The following is a 14,619-nucleotide window of genomic DNA, read 5'->3' on the forward strand; positions in this document are numbered from 1 at the left end:
GACAGACCTTGTGCCGGGTAACGCGGTGCGGGTCGGGGTCGGGGCAGGGAAGGGGCATCCAGATGAGGACGTTGCAGCGAGTGGTCGCGGCGTGTCTCGCCGTCGTGGCGGTGGGCTGTGGCACGGAATCGTCGGAGCCCGAGGCTCCCTCCCTGCGCACGCAGGTGGCGGAGCTCGTGTCTCCCAATGGGCGCAACCTCAATGGACGCAACCTCAACGGCCGCAACCTGAACAACAGCGAGCTGGGCGGCATGCTGGTGTCCGTGGCGTACGCGGGCGCGCACTCCGCCTTCGGCAGGCCGCTGACCAATGTGCGGCTGCAGGGCTCGGCCTTCGAGGGCACGGAAGGCACCACCCCCGTGTCGGGCGAGGCCTTCGTCGGGGCGCGCTTCGTCGGCAAGCTGGGCGACGGAAGCACCCTGCCGCTGCGCGTGGACAGCATCACCCAGGGCAGCGGCGCCGACAGCGACCTGTGGTCCTACCAGGTCTCCTACCAGGGCTCCGACGGCAGCTGGCGCCCCGTGTGCCAGGACGCCAACGGCGGGGCGCTCTCCGCCATCGCCGTGGCCGGCCGCTGGAACTACCTCCAGGGGGTCGCGGGGGGCGGCGAGAAGATTGAAGACGCCACCGCCTTCACCTTCGCCTGCGAGGGCGCCGCCATCGCGAAGTGCATGCACTTCGGCTACAAGCCCTGGGCCACCGCCGCCAACGGCGAGAGCCTCGCGGGCCACCACCAGGCCTGCACCCGCATGGTGCGCGCGGACTTCTGCGGCGACGGCGCGTCGCACACCGTGGACGGCCAGTGGGTCAACCTCTACGACGGCGTGGGCGTCCAGGCGGACACCGAGTCCTGGAGCGTGGAGGCCGAGTGGAACGAGTCCGGCGCGCGCTGCTTCACCTCGGAGACCCGCGCCCACGCGCCCGTGACGTGCTCGGGCCTCAACCCCATCCCCGACTGTGGTGACACCAGCCACTTCGAGTCCGGCACCCGCCTCATCAGCGAGTCGCCCTACGGGGCCGGCGGCCTGTAGCCTGACAGGTTACAGCAATCCCAGACTTGTAACTGATTACGTTACAATATCTGGAAGTCGATAAAAGTCAGTGTTTCGTGTTATGAGAGCGCACCGTTCGCCTCCGCGTCGCAAGGACCGGAGGGGGATGGGGCGCTTTCCGCATTCACGGTGGGGGACGGGCCCGGGGGGGCCGGGAGCCCGCGCACGGTGAAGGGAGGGTGCCCCATCGCGAGGCTGTCGTCGCGGTCACCCCCGTCGTGAGTGGAGCACACCCATGAAGCCCGTGCTGTCTTCGCTGTGGATGCATTCCCGGAGGCGTCTGCCGTTCGCGCTGCTGGCCTCGTCGCTGGCGGTGGGCTGTGGCCAGCCCGCTGAACCGTCCGAAGCCCCAGCGCCTTCCGCGCCCCAGGCGGAGTCCGCCGCCCGGGCCGTGGAGCCGTCCGGCAACCTGGAGGCGGCGCTGAACACGGCGGCGAACGAGGAGGAGGACGCGATCCCCGAGCGCCCGGTGGTGGAGTCCCTGTTCGCCATCCCGCAGGGCCCGGCCAGCAACGCCACGGCGGCCGTGTTCGAGCTGAAGCTGGACGCGAAGCGCGAGCAGAACGAGCAGTTCCGCGGCAAGACGCTGACGATGCTGGACGGCACCCAGCAGCTGCTCTTCCGCGACGACGGACAGGGCGGTGACGAGGTGGCGGGGGACCTGCTCTTCGTCGCCACCGGCACCTTCGACTTCGTGGCGCTCCAGGCGGAGCAGCAGCGCATCGCGCAGGCGCAGTCCCAGTCGCAGGAGCCGCTGACGACGGCGGTGTTCGAGGGCCGCGAGCTGGTGCGCACCGTCCCGGTGGCGGCGCTGTCCACCCAGTTCCCGGTGGGCCAGCGCGTGCCCATCCGCCCCATTGGCCTGGCGACGCTGGTGGATCCGGCGCGCTCGCTCATCATCCGTGCGCCGTCCGTGGTGAATGACCTGGGCCGCACGTGGGACCCGTGCACCAATGCGGGCAACCCGAACGGCAAGTGGACGTTCAACTACCTGATGACGGAGATGGCCAACCAGCCGTTCACCGGCGTGGCTCCGTCCACCTTCGTGCGCGAGTGGCTGCGGCAGTGGGAGGCCGCGAAGACCGTCAACGGCTTCACCACCCCGCCGCGCACCAGCATCGTGACCAAGCTCATCAACCCGTGGCCGAAGGTGGGCGGCGCGCTGGACCTGGCGAAGTCGCCCTTCAAGCTGGTGGCCATCGTCAACCGGCTGGACCTGGCGGGCAACAACCCTGCGTACGGCAGCGGGCGCGCGGGCGAGGGGCGCTTCATCTTCGCCGCCACCGAGGGCACGGGCTCCGCGTGCCACACGGTGCCCTTCCTGGTCATCCTGGAGTACGGGGTGGACAAGAACGACTGCGTGTCCATCAAGACGTACGCGCAGCAGTGGCAGGCCCTGTCGTCGATGACGCTGGGCAGCGCCACGTACAACGCGGCGCTGGAGAACCTCACCGAGCAGTTCGCGAAGCGCGACCTGTCCCCGCGCAAGCCCAACCGCAGCTCCATCAACCAGGTGCGCACCAACGAGAACTGGCTGCAGACGTCGCCCTGGGAGCTGAGGGAGTTCCGCCTCTGGAACAGCTCCATCAACCCGGCGTCGTTCGCCGCGCCGGGCCCGGTGCTGGGGCTGCTCAACAGCCACACCGTGGCCCAGACGCCGGACCGCGCGACGAAGAACACCCTGTTCCCGTCCTACGTGAACGCCAACGTGCCGCCCATCGTCGCGGTGCCGCCCACGTACACCGTCCCGCTCTCGTGGAGCACGGGCCCGTTCCGGGGCGGCCGCGCCATCGTGACGTCGACCTTCGCCAGCCCCAGCAGCCCTCCGTTCTGGAGCCAGCCCGCGGCGACCATCCCCAACCGCCAGGCCCGCCATGTCTTCTCGCTCAACACCTGCGACGGCTGCCACGGTGATGAGATTGGAACGCCCTTCACCCACGTGAACCAGGCGGGCGGCCTGTCGCCCTTCCTGAGCGGCGTGCTCACCGTGCCGGACCGCGCGGACGGCGCGCCCACGCGCACCTTCAACGAGGTGCTCGGGCGCCAGACGTTCCTGGACCAGGTGGCGAACCAGAGCTGCCTGACGCTGTCGTTCCTCAGCTCCAGCGCGGCGGTCCACTAGCTTCGTCGCGCATCGTCCCGGCAGCCTCCGTCCCCGCGCGTGGGGCGGAGGCCGTCGTCTTTCAGGACGCCGTGGGCATGGCTCCCCGCCTGTCCGGGGGACGGGCCGGGCGTGCGTCCTGGATTCACGGCCAATACGGGGGCGACTTCCCCGGCCGGGGAGGCGGCACCACGTTTACCCGGCTCCGGGGAGGCCCCCGGGTTGGACCTTGGGACTCCAGGGACCGGGGAGGCTGGCCGTGGAACGCACCGAAGAGACAACGGGCCGTCGTGCCCGGCGCGCGGGGAGGAGGCTGGGCGCCGTGTGGGCCGTCGTCTGGTTGGCCGGCGCCTGCGCACGGCGCTCCGAGGACGCCGCCGCCCCCACGACGCCCGCCGTGGTGTCGCTGGGGCCGGAGAACGTGGTGCGCGTGGCGCCGATGAAGCTGGAGACCGGCCCCGTCATCTCCGGGACGTTGCAGGCGCGGCGGCTGGCCAGCGTCCGCGCGGAGGTGGGGGGCAGCATCCTGGACGTGATGGCGGACCAGGGGCAGACGGTGAAGGAGGGGCAGCTGCTGGCGCGCGTGGAGGAGGGCACGCTGCGCGAGCAGGTGCAGGCGGCCAGCTCCACGGTGCGCGTGGCGCGCAATGCCTTGCAGGTGGCCAAGGGGGATGAGCAGCGCAATCAAATCCTCGTCAAGAAGGGCGTCATCACCCGCCGCGACTTCGAGCGCACGCAGCTCGCTCGGACGCAGGCGGAAGGACAGCTGGCGGACGCGCAGGCGCGGCTGAAGCTGGCGCAGGACCAGCTGGAGCGCACGAAGGTGACCGCGCCCTTCAATGGCGTGGTGAGCGAGCGGCAGGTGCACGCGGGCGACATCGTCCAGCCGGGCGCGCCCCTGTTCACGGTGGTGGATCCCGCCACGCTGCGGCTGGAGGCCTCCGTGCCCGCGGCGCAGCTGGGCCAGGTGCAGGTGGGCACGACCGTGGACTTCCGAGTGAACGGCTACGTGGGCCGCGCCTTCCGGGGACAGGTGGAGCGCATCAACCCGGCGGTGGACCCCGCCACGGGGCAGGTGCGCATCTACGTGAGCATCCCCAACACCGAACAGGTGCTCCTGGCCGGCCTGTTCGCCGAGGGGCGCGTGGCGTCCCAGTCGAAGGAGGCGCTGGCGGTGCCGGTGGACTCGCTGGACACGCGCCAGGAGCCGCCCACCGTGCAGCGCATCTCCAACGGCAAGGTGGAGGAGGTGGCGGTGACGGTGGGGCTGCGGGACGACGTGGCGCAGACCGTGGAGGTGACGTCGGGGTTGAAGGCCGGGGACGTGGTGCTGCTCGGATCCGCGCGCGACCTGACGAACGGCACGCCGGTGAAGCTCACCGCCGCGCCGGAAGGCCCGAAGAAGCAGCGGCCCGCGGCTCCGCCGGAGGCCCAACAGGGCGTGGGCGGCGCGGGCAATACCTCCGGCGCGCCCGCGCGGGCACCGGCGGCGGCCGGGGCTCGCACGCCCCCGGCCCAGGCTCCCGCGAAGTAGCTCCAGGCGCCTCCACACCTTGAAGAAGCACCGCAGGAGTCGTCCGTGTTCATCTCCGACTTCGCCATCAAGCGCCCCATCATCACCATCACGGCGATGGTGGCGCTCGTCGTGTTCGGCATCGTCGCCCTCATCAACCTGGAGACGGACGAGTTCCCGGACATTCAGCAGCCGGTCATCAACGTCACCATCGCGTACCCAGGGGCATCACCGGACACGGTGGAGCGTGAGATCGTGGAGCCCATCGAGGACGCCATCTTCGCCATCTCCGGCGTGGACGGGAAGAAGACGACGTCCAGCTCCACGGACAGCCTGGCGAACTTCACGGTCTTCTTCGACTTCGAGAAGGACATCCAGGAGGCGTCCCAGGACATCCGCGACGCCATCTCCAGCAAGCGCGCGGACCTGCCGCAGGAGATGGAGGAGCCCATCCTCACGCGCTTCGACCCGTCGGACCAGCCCATCGTGTCGCTGGTGCTGACGTCGGACACGCTGGACGTGCCCGCGCTGTCGCTCATCGCGGATCCGATGGTGGTGGGCGACCTTCGCTCGGTGCCGGGCGTGGCGCAGGCCACGGTGGTGGGCGGCGTGGACCGGGAGCTGACGGTGCAGGTGCGGCCCGCCGCGCTCCAGGCGGCGGGGCTGTCGGTGGCGCAGGTGGTGGCGGCGCTCCAGGCGCAGAACCTGGCGGCGCCGGTGGGCCGGCTCAACACGGAGCTGCAGGAGCGCACCATCCGGCTCAAGGGCCGCCTGGAGACGCCGGAGGACTTCGCGCAGGTGCCCATCGCGGAGCGCAACGGACGCACGCTGCGGCTGGGGGAGGTCGCGAACGTCTTCGCCGGCACCGAGGAGCCGCGCACCCTGTCGCTCTACAACGGCGCGCAGGCGGTGGGCATCGAGGTCATCAAGGCCAAGGGCCACAGCACCACGGAGGTCGCGGACGGCGTGCGCGAGCGGGTGAAGACGCTCCAGCAGCGGCTGCCCGCCAACGCGAAGCTCGAAATCGTCCGCGACGCGGGCACGCGCGTGGAGAACTCGGTGGTCAACGTGCAGCAGGCGCTGATTGAAGGCGCGCTGCTCACGGTGCTGGTGGTGTTCCTGTTCCTCAACTCGTGGCGCTCCACGGTGATTACGGGCCTGGCGCTGCCCGTGTCCGTGCTGGCGTCATTCGTGAGCGTGTGGGCGTTCGGCTTCACGCTCAACACGATGTCGCTCCTGGGCCTGACGCTGGCCATCGGCATCCTCATCGACGACGCCATCGTGGTGCGCGAGAACATCGTGCGGCACGTGGAGATGGGGAAGGACCACTACACGGCGTCGCGCGAGGGCACCAACGAGATTGGCCTCGCGGTGGCGGCGACGACGTTCTCCATCGTGGCGGTGTTCGTCCCGGTGGCGTTCATGTACGGCGTGGCGGGGCAGTGGTTCAAGCCGTTCGCGCTCACCATCGCGTGCTCGGTGCTGGTGTCGTTGTTCGTGAGCTTCTCGCTGGACCCCATGCTCAGCGCGTACTGGCCGGACCCGCAGGTGGAGAAGGGGGAGCGGCGCAACTTCATCTCGCGCGGGCTGGCTCGCTTCAACCGCTGGTTCGACCGGCAGGCGGACCGCTACAAGGGCGTCATCGCGTGGGCGCTGGACCACCGGCTCGCGATGGTGCTCCTGGCGGTGGGCTCGCTGGTGGGCGCGGTGGCGCTCCAGGGCGTCTTCGGCGGCGCGGGCTTCGTGCCGGTGAGCGACCGCGCGGAGATCGAGATGCTGGTGGAGACGCCCGCGGGCTCCAGCCTGGACTACACGCGGCGCAAGGTGGAGGAGGTGTCCCGCCTCACGCGCGCGCACCCGGAGGTCGAGTACACGTACACGACCATCGGCGTGCCGCTGCCCCTGCGCTCGCCGGGCGTGGACCAGGCGCTGGTGTACGTGCGGCTCAAGCCGAAGACGGAGCGCAAGGCGAGCCAGGAGGTGCTGGGCAAGACGCTGCGCCAGGAGCTGCTCTCGGTGGGCGGCGCGAGCGTGTCGGTGTTCACCAGCGGCTTCGGCGGGGCCATCAAGTCCATCCAGCTGGAGCTGCGCGGGCCAGAGGCCAGGGGGCTCAACCAGCTGGCGCATCAGGTGATGAAGGAGGTGAAGCAGGTGCCGGGCGCGGTGGACGTGGGCCTGTCCACGCGCGGCGAGAAGCCGGAGCTGGAGGTGGAGCTCAACCGCGGCGTCGCGGGCCAGCTCAACGTGACGGTGGGGCAGGTGGCGCAGTCCCTGCGGCCGGCCTTCGCGGGCCTGGACTCCGGTGACTGGGTGGACCCCATTGGCGAGACGCGCAAGGTGATGGTGCGGCTGGCGCCGCAGTTCCGCCAGAACCCGTCCGACCTGGCGCAGCTGCCGCTGGTGGTGGGCACCGGGCCCACGGGGGCTCCCATCGTCGTGCCGTTGGGGCAGGTGGCGACGGTGAAGCAGACCGTGGGGCCGGCGCAGATCGACCACCTGAACCGCGAGAAGGTCATCAACGTGCAGGCGAACGTGGCGGGCCGGTCGCTGTCGGAGGTGACGCGCGGCATCGAGTCGCGGCTCAAGGCGGTGAAGGTGCCGCCGGGCTACGAGCTGTCCACGGGCGGCGAGTCCGCGGATCAGCAGGAGGTGTTCGGCCGGGTGTTCCTGGCGCTGGGCGTGGCGGTGATGTTGATGTACCTCATCCTCGTCATCCAGTTCGGTTCGTTCCTGGATCCGCTGGCCATCCTGGTGTCCCTGCCGCTGTCGCTCATCGGGGTGGTGCTGGCGCTGGTGCTGACAGGGGACACGCTGAACATCATGAGCCTCATCGGCGTCATCCTGCTGATGGGCATCGTCGCGAAGAACGCCATCCTGCTCATCGACTTCGCCAAGTGGCAGCACGCGAAGGGGATGCCGTTGCGCGAGGCGCTGATTGAAGCGGGGCGCATCCGCTTGCGGCCCATCGTCATGACGACCTTCGCGCTCATCGCGGGCATGGTGCCGGTGGCGCTGGGGCACGGCGAGGGCGGTGACTTCCGGGCGCCCCTGGGGCGCGCGGTGATTGGCGGCGTCGTCACCTCCACGCTGCTCACACTGCTGGTGATCCCGACGGTGTATGAAATCCTGTCGGACGCCCGGACGTGGATGACGCGCAGGCTGCGCCGCGTGTTCAAGGCGAACGCTCCGGCCCACGGCCCGGTGCACGGCGGCGCGGAGGTCCGGCCCCAGCCGCAGGCCCGGCAGGACTGACGCGGAGAAGACGCTCGCGTCACCCTCAAGGAACGGTTGGCGCATGGGGCGCGGAGCCATAGGGTCGGGAGTGTGGAGCTCCTGTCCCTGCTGCCCGATTCGCACCGCTCGCTCATCACCGAAGCCCTGGAGGCCCTGGGCGTCACGCGCTGGGTCCTGAGCATCCATGACCCCAGCTTCCCGGGCCTCCCCGGAGAGGACCTGGGGCGCGGCTCGCCGTACTCCGAGGGCGCCGCTCGCTTCCTCGCGTTCGCCCGGGACATGGGCTTCACCGGCATCCAGCTGGGGCCGCAGGGGCAGACCACCTCGCACAACCCGTCGCCGTATGACGGCACGCTGTTCTCGCGCAACACGCTGAACGTGGCGCTCGCGCCGCTCACGGAGCCGTCCGGCCCCTGGGGCGCGCTGCTGTCCCCGGACACCCTGGACCGGCTCGTCGCCGGAGCGCCCGGGAGTGGTGGACCGGAGGTGCGCTACCTGGCCGCGTACAGGGGCCAGATGGAGGCGCTCCAGGAGGCATGGGACACCTTCCGCCGCGAGCGCGACCGCGTGGATGCTCCCGCGTCCATCCTCGCGCTCGTCCGGCGCTTCGCGGACTTCCGGCTGGAGCATCAGGAGTGGCTGGAGCGGGATGCCCTCTTCGAGGTGCTCGCGGCCCGGCACCACACGCCGGATGACTGGCGCGGGTGGGCGGACTCGCTCGACGGGCGCCTGTATGCGCCACGCCCTGGCGAGGTGGTGCAGGCGGAGGCCCGCATCCGGGAGCTGCTCACCGAGGAAGCCGACGCGGTGGAGCAGTACGCCTTCCGCCAGTTCCTCGTGCATGAGCAGCATGGGCTCCTGCGGGAGCGCGCGGAGGCCTGGGGCCTCAAGCTGTATGGAGACCTGCAGATTGGTTTCTCGCCCCGGGACGCGTGGGCGCGGCAGGGGCTGTTCCTCGGCGCGTACCTCATGGGCGCGCCGCCCAGCCGCACCAACCCGGAGGGCCAGCCTTGGAACTACCCCGTGCTGGACCCCGAGCAATACGTCACGCCGGACGGCCCCGGGCCGGTGCTGCGCTACCTGGACGCCCGGCTGGGCAAGATGCTCGCGGAGTATGACGGCCTGCGCATCGACCACCCGCATGGGCTCGTGTGTCCCTGGGTGTACCGCGCGGGCTCCGCGGATCCGCTGCGCGCGGTGCAGGGTGGGGCGCGGTTGTTCTCCTCGCCGGACCTGCCGGACCACGCGGAGCTGGCCCGGTACGCCATCGTGGCTCCGGAACAGCTGAATCGCTCGGTGCCCCGCTACGCGGATGGGTGGGTGACGGGGCTCACGGAAGACCAGGTGGCCCGGTACGCCATCCTCTTCGACTCCGTGGTGCGCGCGGCGCGGGAGTACGGCCGCGCGCGTGAGGACGTGCTGTGCGAGGTGCTGAGCACGCTGCCCTACGAGCTGTCACGGGTGATGGCCCGCGATGGCCTGGGCCGCTTCCGCGTCACGCAGAAGGCGGACCTGAGCAACCCGGCGGACGTGTACCGCAGCGAGAACGTGGCCCCCGAGGACTGGGTGATGGTGGGCAACCACGACACGAAGTCGCTCTGGCGGCTGGTCTCCGAATGGCAGTGGAGGCACACGCTGCGCGCCCAGGCGGACTACCTCGCGGAGCGCCTGCATCCCGAAGCGGAGGGACGTGAGGCCTTCTCGCGTCAGCTGGCGCAGGACCCGGGGCTGCTCGCGCAGGCGAAGTTCGCGGACCTGTTCGCCAGCCGTGCGCGCAGCGTGATGGTGTTCTTCGCGGACCTGCTGGGCATGCCGGACACGTACAACGCGCCCGGCTCCGTGGATCCGCGCAACTGGTCGCTGCGCATCCCCACGGACTGGGCCGAGCAGTATCAGCAGCGGCTTCGTGCGGGCGCCGCGCTCAACCTGCCGCAGGTGCTCGCCATGGCGTTGCGCGCGGGCGGCGCGGAGGCCCGGGCCCGGCATGCGGCGTTGCTCGGACGTCTGGACCGCGCGGCGTCCCAGCTGCGCGGCGGGGCCCCGTCACTCCAGGCCCCGCCCTCTGCCTGACCTGCTCGCCTCGCCAGACGAGGCGCGCCGCTAGAACCGGCGCAGCAGGCGGCGGGTGGCGCTCTGGTCGACGGTGCCCAGGTCCTCGTACTTGGTGACGAGGTTGTAGGTGTTCACGCCGCCGAAGAGGCCGCCCGTGTCGGCGGTCCGGACCGTCCCGTCCGCGTACACGGTTTCAATCTGCGCGGAGTAGGGCACCGCAACGCGGGCCTGGAGCATGAGCACGGAGACGCGGATGCTGCTGCGCGCCGGAATCTTCACGGGAACCTCGACGGACACCTCGTGCTCGTCGGTGCTCTCCTCCTCCTGGGTGTACTTCCAGGTGCCCTCGGCCTTGATGGTCACCTTGGCCTGTCCCAGGATGGGGAGGCCCGCCTTGAATTCGATCTCCTCGCTGACCGTGAGTCCCCGCTCATGGGTGAACGAGTAACGGTGGCCCTCGACGAACTTGAACGAGAGCTTCTGCTCCTGCTCCGTCCCCGTGATGTTCGTCACCGTCTGCGTCCCCGCCACCACCGGTGAGTAGTCCTCGATGGCGGCGAGCCCCATGTCGAAGCTGATGGACTTGATGCGCACCTGCCGCGAGTCCTTCACCTGGGCCCACTTCTCGTTGTCGGAGCCGCCATCCCACTCCCAGGTGATCAGCTGCTGACCGGCACGGTAGGGCCCGTCCCCCGGGATGTTGATCTTCTGCTCCCAGTCCGCGAAGGAGTTGAGGGGATTGAAGGTCTCATTCCCTTCGTTGCGCCACACCGCCAGGTCATTGGTGTCGATTTGCTCCACCCCGACCGTCACCAGGCTGGTGCCCTGCTCATTCGAGGCGCGGCTGATGGCCCGCCCCGTCCGCTTGTTGATCAACGCGAAGGCGTCGCCATTGCGCGCGGAGCGCACCTCCCACAACTGGAGGTCGTTGGTGTAGTCGAGGTTCTGGACGGTGACGTTGTTGTTGTCCGTGCTGGCACTGATGGCGAGTTGGGTGCGATCCGCGCTGTATGCCTTGGCGATGAACGACCGGTAGACGACGTCAGACATGTTTGTTTCCCCCTCAGGCCGCGGACCGGCGAAGGCCGCCGGAAGTCCGCGACGGTCAGGGCGGTGAGCAATTCACATGCCGATAGTGAACACTGGGGGAGGACGCCGCGTCTGGCCTCGTGGTGACGTCCTCGCGGAACGCAAGCGCGTCATCGCGGTACGCAGCGCCGCTTCAGGCGATGCGGCGCATGTCGAAGCGCGACTGGAGCTTCCATGTCCCGTCAGCCTCGCGCACCTCTCCGCGCCAGGTGAAGCGGTCCGGCCCGATGTCGGAGAAGCTCCAGCGGAGGGGCCTCCCGTGGTGCTCGCCCAATAGGACGAGCCGCTCTCCGTCCCGTCCCCCGGCCAGCCGGTTGATGACTCCGCCCGTCGGGCTGACCCAGGTGATCTGCCACCTCCCCTCGGCCCGGTCGAACGAGCGCACCGTCGTGCCGTAGCGCTTGTTGGCCCCGGGGCCCGGCCGCGCGGGCGCACGTCGCGACGGCACGATGAACACGTCCTGCAGGGCGCGTCCGTCCAGCACCCAGTGGAACCACCACTCGCCCGGGCTCTCGCGAACGCTTCCGTCCGCGTCGTGGTCCTGGATGGTCCCCTCCCAGCCTCCCACCAACCATCCGAAGGTGTCCGCCGCGTCGCCCAGCTCGCTCGAAGGGCCCGGGCTGAGCAGGGCCTCCACGAACGCCTGCTTCGCGGACAGCGGAGACGCGGGCGCTTCCGCGAGCCTGCGCCAGATGTCGCCGTAGTCGATGGGCAGCCCGTCCGCGTCCACGTCCATCATCGCGGTGAAGTCGCCCCCCAGGTTCTCGTAGCGGTAGCGCGCGGGGCCCGTGCGCGTGTAGCCCTGCCGCGCGGGGAGCACCTCCAGCGACGGAAACCGCACCCACGCCGCGAGGATCTCCGCCCTGGCGCCCTCGCCAAGCCGCAGCCGGTTGATGGGCAAGGTATTGGTGGACGGAGTCAGGCCCAGGTCCACGTCCGTGCAGCCCTTCAGCTCCTCCGCCACCTGACCGTTCTTCCGCCAGAGGCCTGCTCCGTCATGCTCCAGCGTGAGCGTCCGGTGCTCGCCACGCCACGACTGCGTCACGCTCACCCGGCGCGTGCGCCAGGCACCATCGCAGACGATCGAGTACTCCGCCCGCAGCGGCGCTCCCTCTTCCGCGACGAGGAGCAATCCGGAGAGCTCCGTGCCCTCCGGGCCGCGCCGCACCCGTGCATGCTCGAACCCCAGCTCATCCATCACGCGCCGCCAGATGAGCTCCCGCGTGACTGCCGTTGCCTCCACCGCCATGATTCGGTCACCCCGTTTGGATGTGTGGGGACACGATGGAAGGATGGGCCGTGGCCGACTTGGGGAAAGTGGACCTGACCACGGTGCGCCCGCTCGCCTCCGGGGCGGGGTGGCGAGTGCGGGACATCGTCTGCCGCTCCGGTCCCAAGGACCCTGTCTTCGAGGAACAGCACGCCTGGGTGTCCGTCTCCGCCGTCCTGTCGGGGCACTTCACCTACCGCTCCCGCAACGGCCGGGTGCTGCTGACGCCCGGCTCGCTGCTGCTGGGGGAACAGCACGCGTCCTTCTGCTGTGGCCACGAGCACGGCGTGGGCGACCGCTGCATCGCCTTCTCCTTCGAGCCCTCGCTCATGGAAGAGGTGGCGCGGGACCTGGCGGGAGTCACGCGAACGGACTTCCCCGCGCACCGGCTGCCACCGCTCCAGCGGCTCGCGCCGCTCATCGCGGACGTCCAGGCGCTGGCGGAACAGCCTGGCCCGCGCGGCGCGGAGGAGCTGGCGCTGCGCATGGCTGGTGCCGCGCTGAGCGGCATCCACGAGGGACGCGCCCGGCCCATCACCGCCACCGAGGAGCGCCGCGTGGCGGACGCGCTCCGCTGGCTGGAGGCCCGGCTCGTGGAGCCCGTGTCCCTGGGGGGGCTCGCGGAGGAGCTGGGCATGGGGCGCCACCACCTGCTGCGCACCTTCCGCAAGGTGGTGGGAGAGAGCCCCTACAGCTACATCCTGGGCCGTCGCCTGACACTCGCCGCCGAGCGCCTGCGGATTGATGGCGGGCGCATCGCGGACATCGCCTTCGCGTGTGGCTTCGGGGATCTGTCGGAGTTCGTGCGCCGCTTCCGCGCTCGCTTCGGCGTCACGCCTTCCGCGTATCGCGCCCGCTCGCGACCCGGGTCACCCAGGACGGACGTCGCGCACGACCCGAGCTGAGCGGTGGGATGTCACCCGGAGGCGCCCTCTCTTCACTCTGGGCGGGTTCCCGCAGTCTCCTTGGAAATCATCGCTATCGATGCTATCGGGACTGAGCAATTCTTGATCTGGACGAGGCACGAACCGCGTGGCGAAACATCGTGAGTGGGAGTTCGGAGCGCATCGCGCGTACTTCGAGGAGCCGGACCTGTTGGTGATGAAGTTCAACGGGCCTTCGAAGCTGGAGGACTCGAAGAAGGTGCTGGAGATCTGCCAGGAGGTGTCGAAGAGCGGACCGGTGTTCGTCATCTCCGACGTGTCCAACGCCAGCATCGAGAAGGACGCACGCGAGCTGCTGGTGGCGCAGGCGAAGGCCGAGTGGTTCCGCGGTCACGTCTACCTGGGCACGGGCCCGCTCCAGCGTGCGGGCGCGAAGGCGTTGATGCTCGCGCTGTACTTCACCGGCAAGTGGACGGTGGACGTGGACTTCGCGGACTCCGAAAAGGAAGCCCGCGAACTCATCGCGAAGAAGCGCCAGCAGCCGCCGAAGAAGTAGCCGCCTCCCTTGCGCCTCAGTGCTGGACGTCCAGCACGAGGCGCGTGGGGTTGGTCAGCTCCATCACGCGGAACGGGGCGCGGCGCGCGGTGCCCAGCACCCACGTCACCTCGCCCTCGAAGTCACACACGCGCTCCAGCTGCAGCACGGACGGCAGCGCGGGCTTGAGCGTGCGCTGCGCCACCGTGGCCTGTCCCTGGTCGTCATGGGCCCTCGCCGGCGTGAAGCGTGCCTCCAGCGCGGCCTCTCCCGGCAGCGCCACGTCGTCGCCGGAGCCGCACTGCTGCACCGGCGTCTTCACGTACCCCAGCTGGTAGCCCGGCAGGCGCGGTCCGTCGAACTCGAACACCGTGCGGTCGTAGTCCGCGTGCGTCCCGGTGCGGACCGCGCGCAGCGTGATGGACGGAGGCTCCCCGCGCGGCTTCTGCACCGTCGCCGTCGTCCATGCCGCCTCGCCGGCCCCGGTGCTTCCGCCCGCGTCCGGCGCGACAGCCGCCGAGGCCGGCGCCGGGCCCGCCGCCTTCACGTCCAGGACGTGGTGCACCACCGGCGCCGTGGCCGCCGGCCCTTCGCGGGGCACGGCGTTGGCGGGCGGGGGAACCGCCGGCACTTCCATGGGGACGGTCGGGGGCTCCTGCTTCTGGCAGCCCTGGACCAGCAGCCCCAAGGTCATTCCCAGCACATACCCGCCTGGTCGCAGTCGCATCCGGTTCCTCCCGTCGAATCCCGTCACCCGGGGACTCCCCGAGCCTTCGCATACAGCCCGCCCCACGACCATGGAAGATGCGACCTCGCGGCCCCGTTGCGTATAGGGTCCGCCGGGCCGCGTCCCCCTGGCCCCCCTTCGTGCACTGGAGAGCTCCACCCC

10 protein-coding genes are annotated in these 14,619 nt (G+C 70.3%); 7 read left to right on the forward strand and 3 right to left on the reverse strand.

Features of this window, described 5'->3' with window-relative positions; genetic code table 11:
• Positions 1-62: 62 nt before the first annotated feature.
• The 5 genes from KYK13_RS02180 to KYK13_RS02200 all read left to right on the forward strand — a co-directional run bounded on the left by KYK13_RS02180 (position 63) and on the right by KYK13_RS02200 (position 9,970).
• Positions 63-1,031, forward strand: coding sequence for an ADYC domain-containing protein (locus KYK13_RS02180; protein WP_223641559.1), 969 nt, complete (start codon positions 63-65; stop codon positions 1,029-1,031).
• 256 nt (positions 1,032-1,287) lie between these two features.
• Complete coding sequence (locus tag KYK13_RS02185; RefSeq protein WP_223641561.1) at positions 1,288-3,174, forward strand: hypothetical protein; 1,887 nt, start codon at positions 1,288-1,290, stop codon at positions 3,172-3,174.
• 238 nt (positions 3,175-3,412) lie between these two features.
• Positions 3,413-4,687, forward strand: coding sequence for an efflux RND transporter periplasmic adaptor subunit (locus KYK13_RS02190; RefSeq protein ID WP_223641563.1), 1,275 nt, complete (start codon positions 3,413-3,415; stop codon positions 4,685-4,687).
• A 45-nt stretch (positions 4,688-4,732) separates the two neighbouring features.
• Entirely contained in the window at positions 4,733-7,918 is a 3,186-nt protein-coding gene (locus tag KYK13_RS02195; protein WP_223641565.1) for an efflux RND transporter permease subunit, read from the forward strand.
• Positions 7,919-7,990: 72 nt separating this feature from the next.
• Entirely contained in the window at positions 7,991-9,970 is a 1,980-nt protein-coding gene (locus KYK13_RS02200) for a 4-alpha-glucanotransferase (protein ID WP_223641567.1), read from the forward strand.
• A 30-nt stretch (positions 9,971-10,000) separates the two neighbouring features.
• Here the strand turns inward: KYK13_RS02200 and KYK13_RS02205 are convergent, their stop codons facing one another.
• On the reverse strand, positions 10,001-11,002 hold the full coding sequence (locus KYK13_RS02205; protein WP_223641569.1) for an ETX/MTX2 family pore-forming toxin: 1,002 nt from the start codon (positions 11,000-11,002) through the stop codon (positions 10,001-10,003).
• A 172-nt stretch (positions 11,003-11,174) separates the two neighbouring features.
• Entirely contained in the window at positions 11,175-12,290 is a 1,116-nt protein-coding gene (locus KYK13_RS02210; protein ID WP_223641571.1) for a putative glycolipid-binding domain-containing protein, read from the reverse strand.
• Between the two features lie 50 nt (positions 12,291-12,340).
• Between KYK13_RS02210 and KYK13_RS02215 the strand changes: the two genes are divergently transcribed.
• Together KYK13_RS02215 and KYK13_RS02220 are read left to right on the forward strand one after the other, a co-directional pair.
• Positions 12,341-13,216: an AraC family transcriptional regulator gene (locus tag KYK13_RS02215; RefSeq protein WP_223641574.1), complete on the forward strand. Its 876-nt coding sequence runs from the start codon at positions 12,341-12,343 to the stop codon at positions 13,214-13,216.
• A 127-nt stretch (positions 13,217-13,343) separates the two neighbouring features.
• Positions 13,344-13,751, forward strand: coding sequence for a hypothetical protein (locus KYK13_RS02220; protein ID WP_223641577.1), 408 nt, complete (start codon positions 13,344-13,346; stop codon positions 13,749-13,751).
• A 16-nt stretch (positions 13,752-13,767) separates the two neighbouring features.
• On the opposite strand, the gene KYK13_RS02225 is transcribed toward KYK13_RS02220, so the two are convergent.
• Positions 13,768-14,457, reverse strand: a complete 690-nt coding sequence (locus KYK13_RS02225; RefSeq protein WP_223641580.1) for a hypothetical protein — start codon at positions 14,455-14,457, stop codon at positions 13,768-13,770.
• Positions 14,458-14,619 lie beyond the last annotated feature (162 nt).

The organism is Corallococcus sp. EGB, assembly GCF_019968905.1.
GTDB lineage: Bacteria > Myxococcota > Myxococcia > Myxococcales > Myxococcaceae > Corallococcus.

What these genes read in the sequence shown, in the direction of transcription:
- KYK13_RS02205 (WP_223641569.1), bottom strand. Translation starts at nt 11,002, where the DNA reads ATGTCTGACGTCGTCTACCGGTCGTTCATCGCCAAGGCATACAGCGCG.
- KYK13_RS02180 (WP_223641559.1), top strand. Translation starts at nt 63, where the DNA reads ATGAGGACGTTGCAGCGAGTGGTCGCGGCGTGTCTCGCCGTCGTGGCG.
- KYK13_RS02225 (WP_223641580.1), bottom strand. Translation starts at nt 14,457, where the DNA reads ATGCGACTGCGACCAGGCGGGTATGTGCTGGGAATGACCTTGGGGCTG.
- KYK13_RS02185 (WP_223641561.1), top strand. Translation starts at nt 1,288, where the DNA reads ATGAAGCCCGTGCTGTCTTCGCTGTGGATGCATTCCCGGAGGCGTCTG.
- KYK13_RS02210 (WP_223641571.1), bottom strand. Translation starts at nt 12,290, where the DNA reads ATGGCGGTGGAGGCAACGGCAGTCACGCGGGAGCTCATCTGGCGGCGC.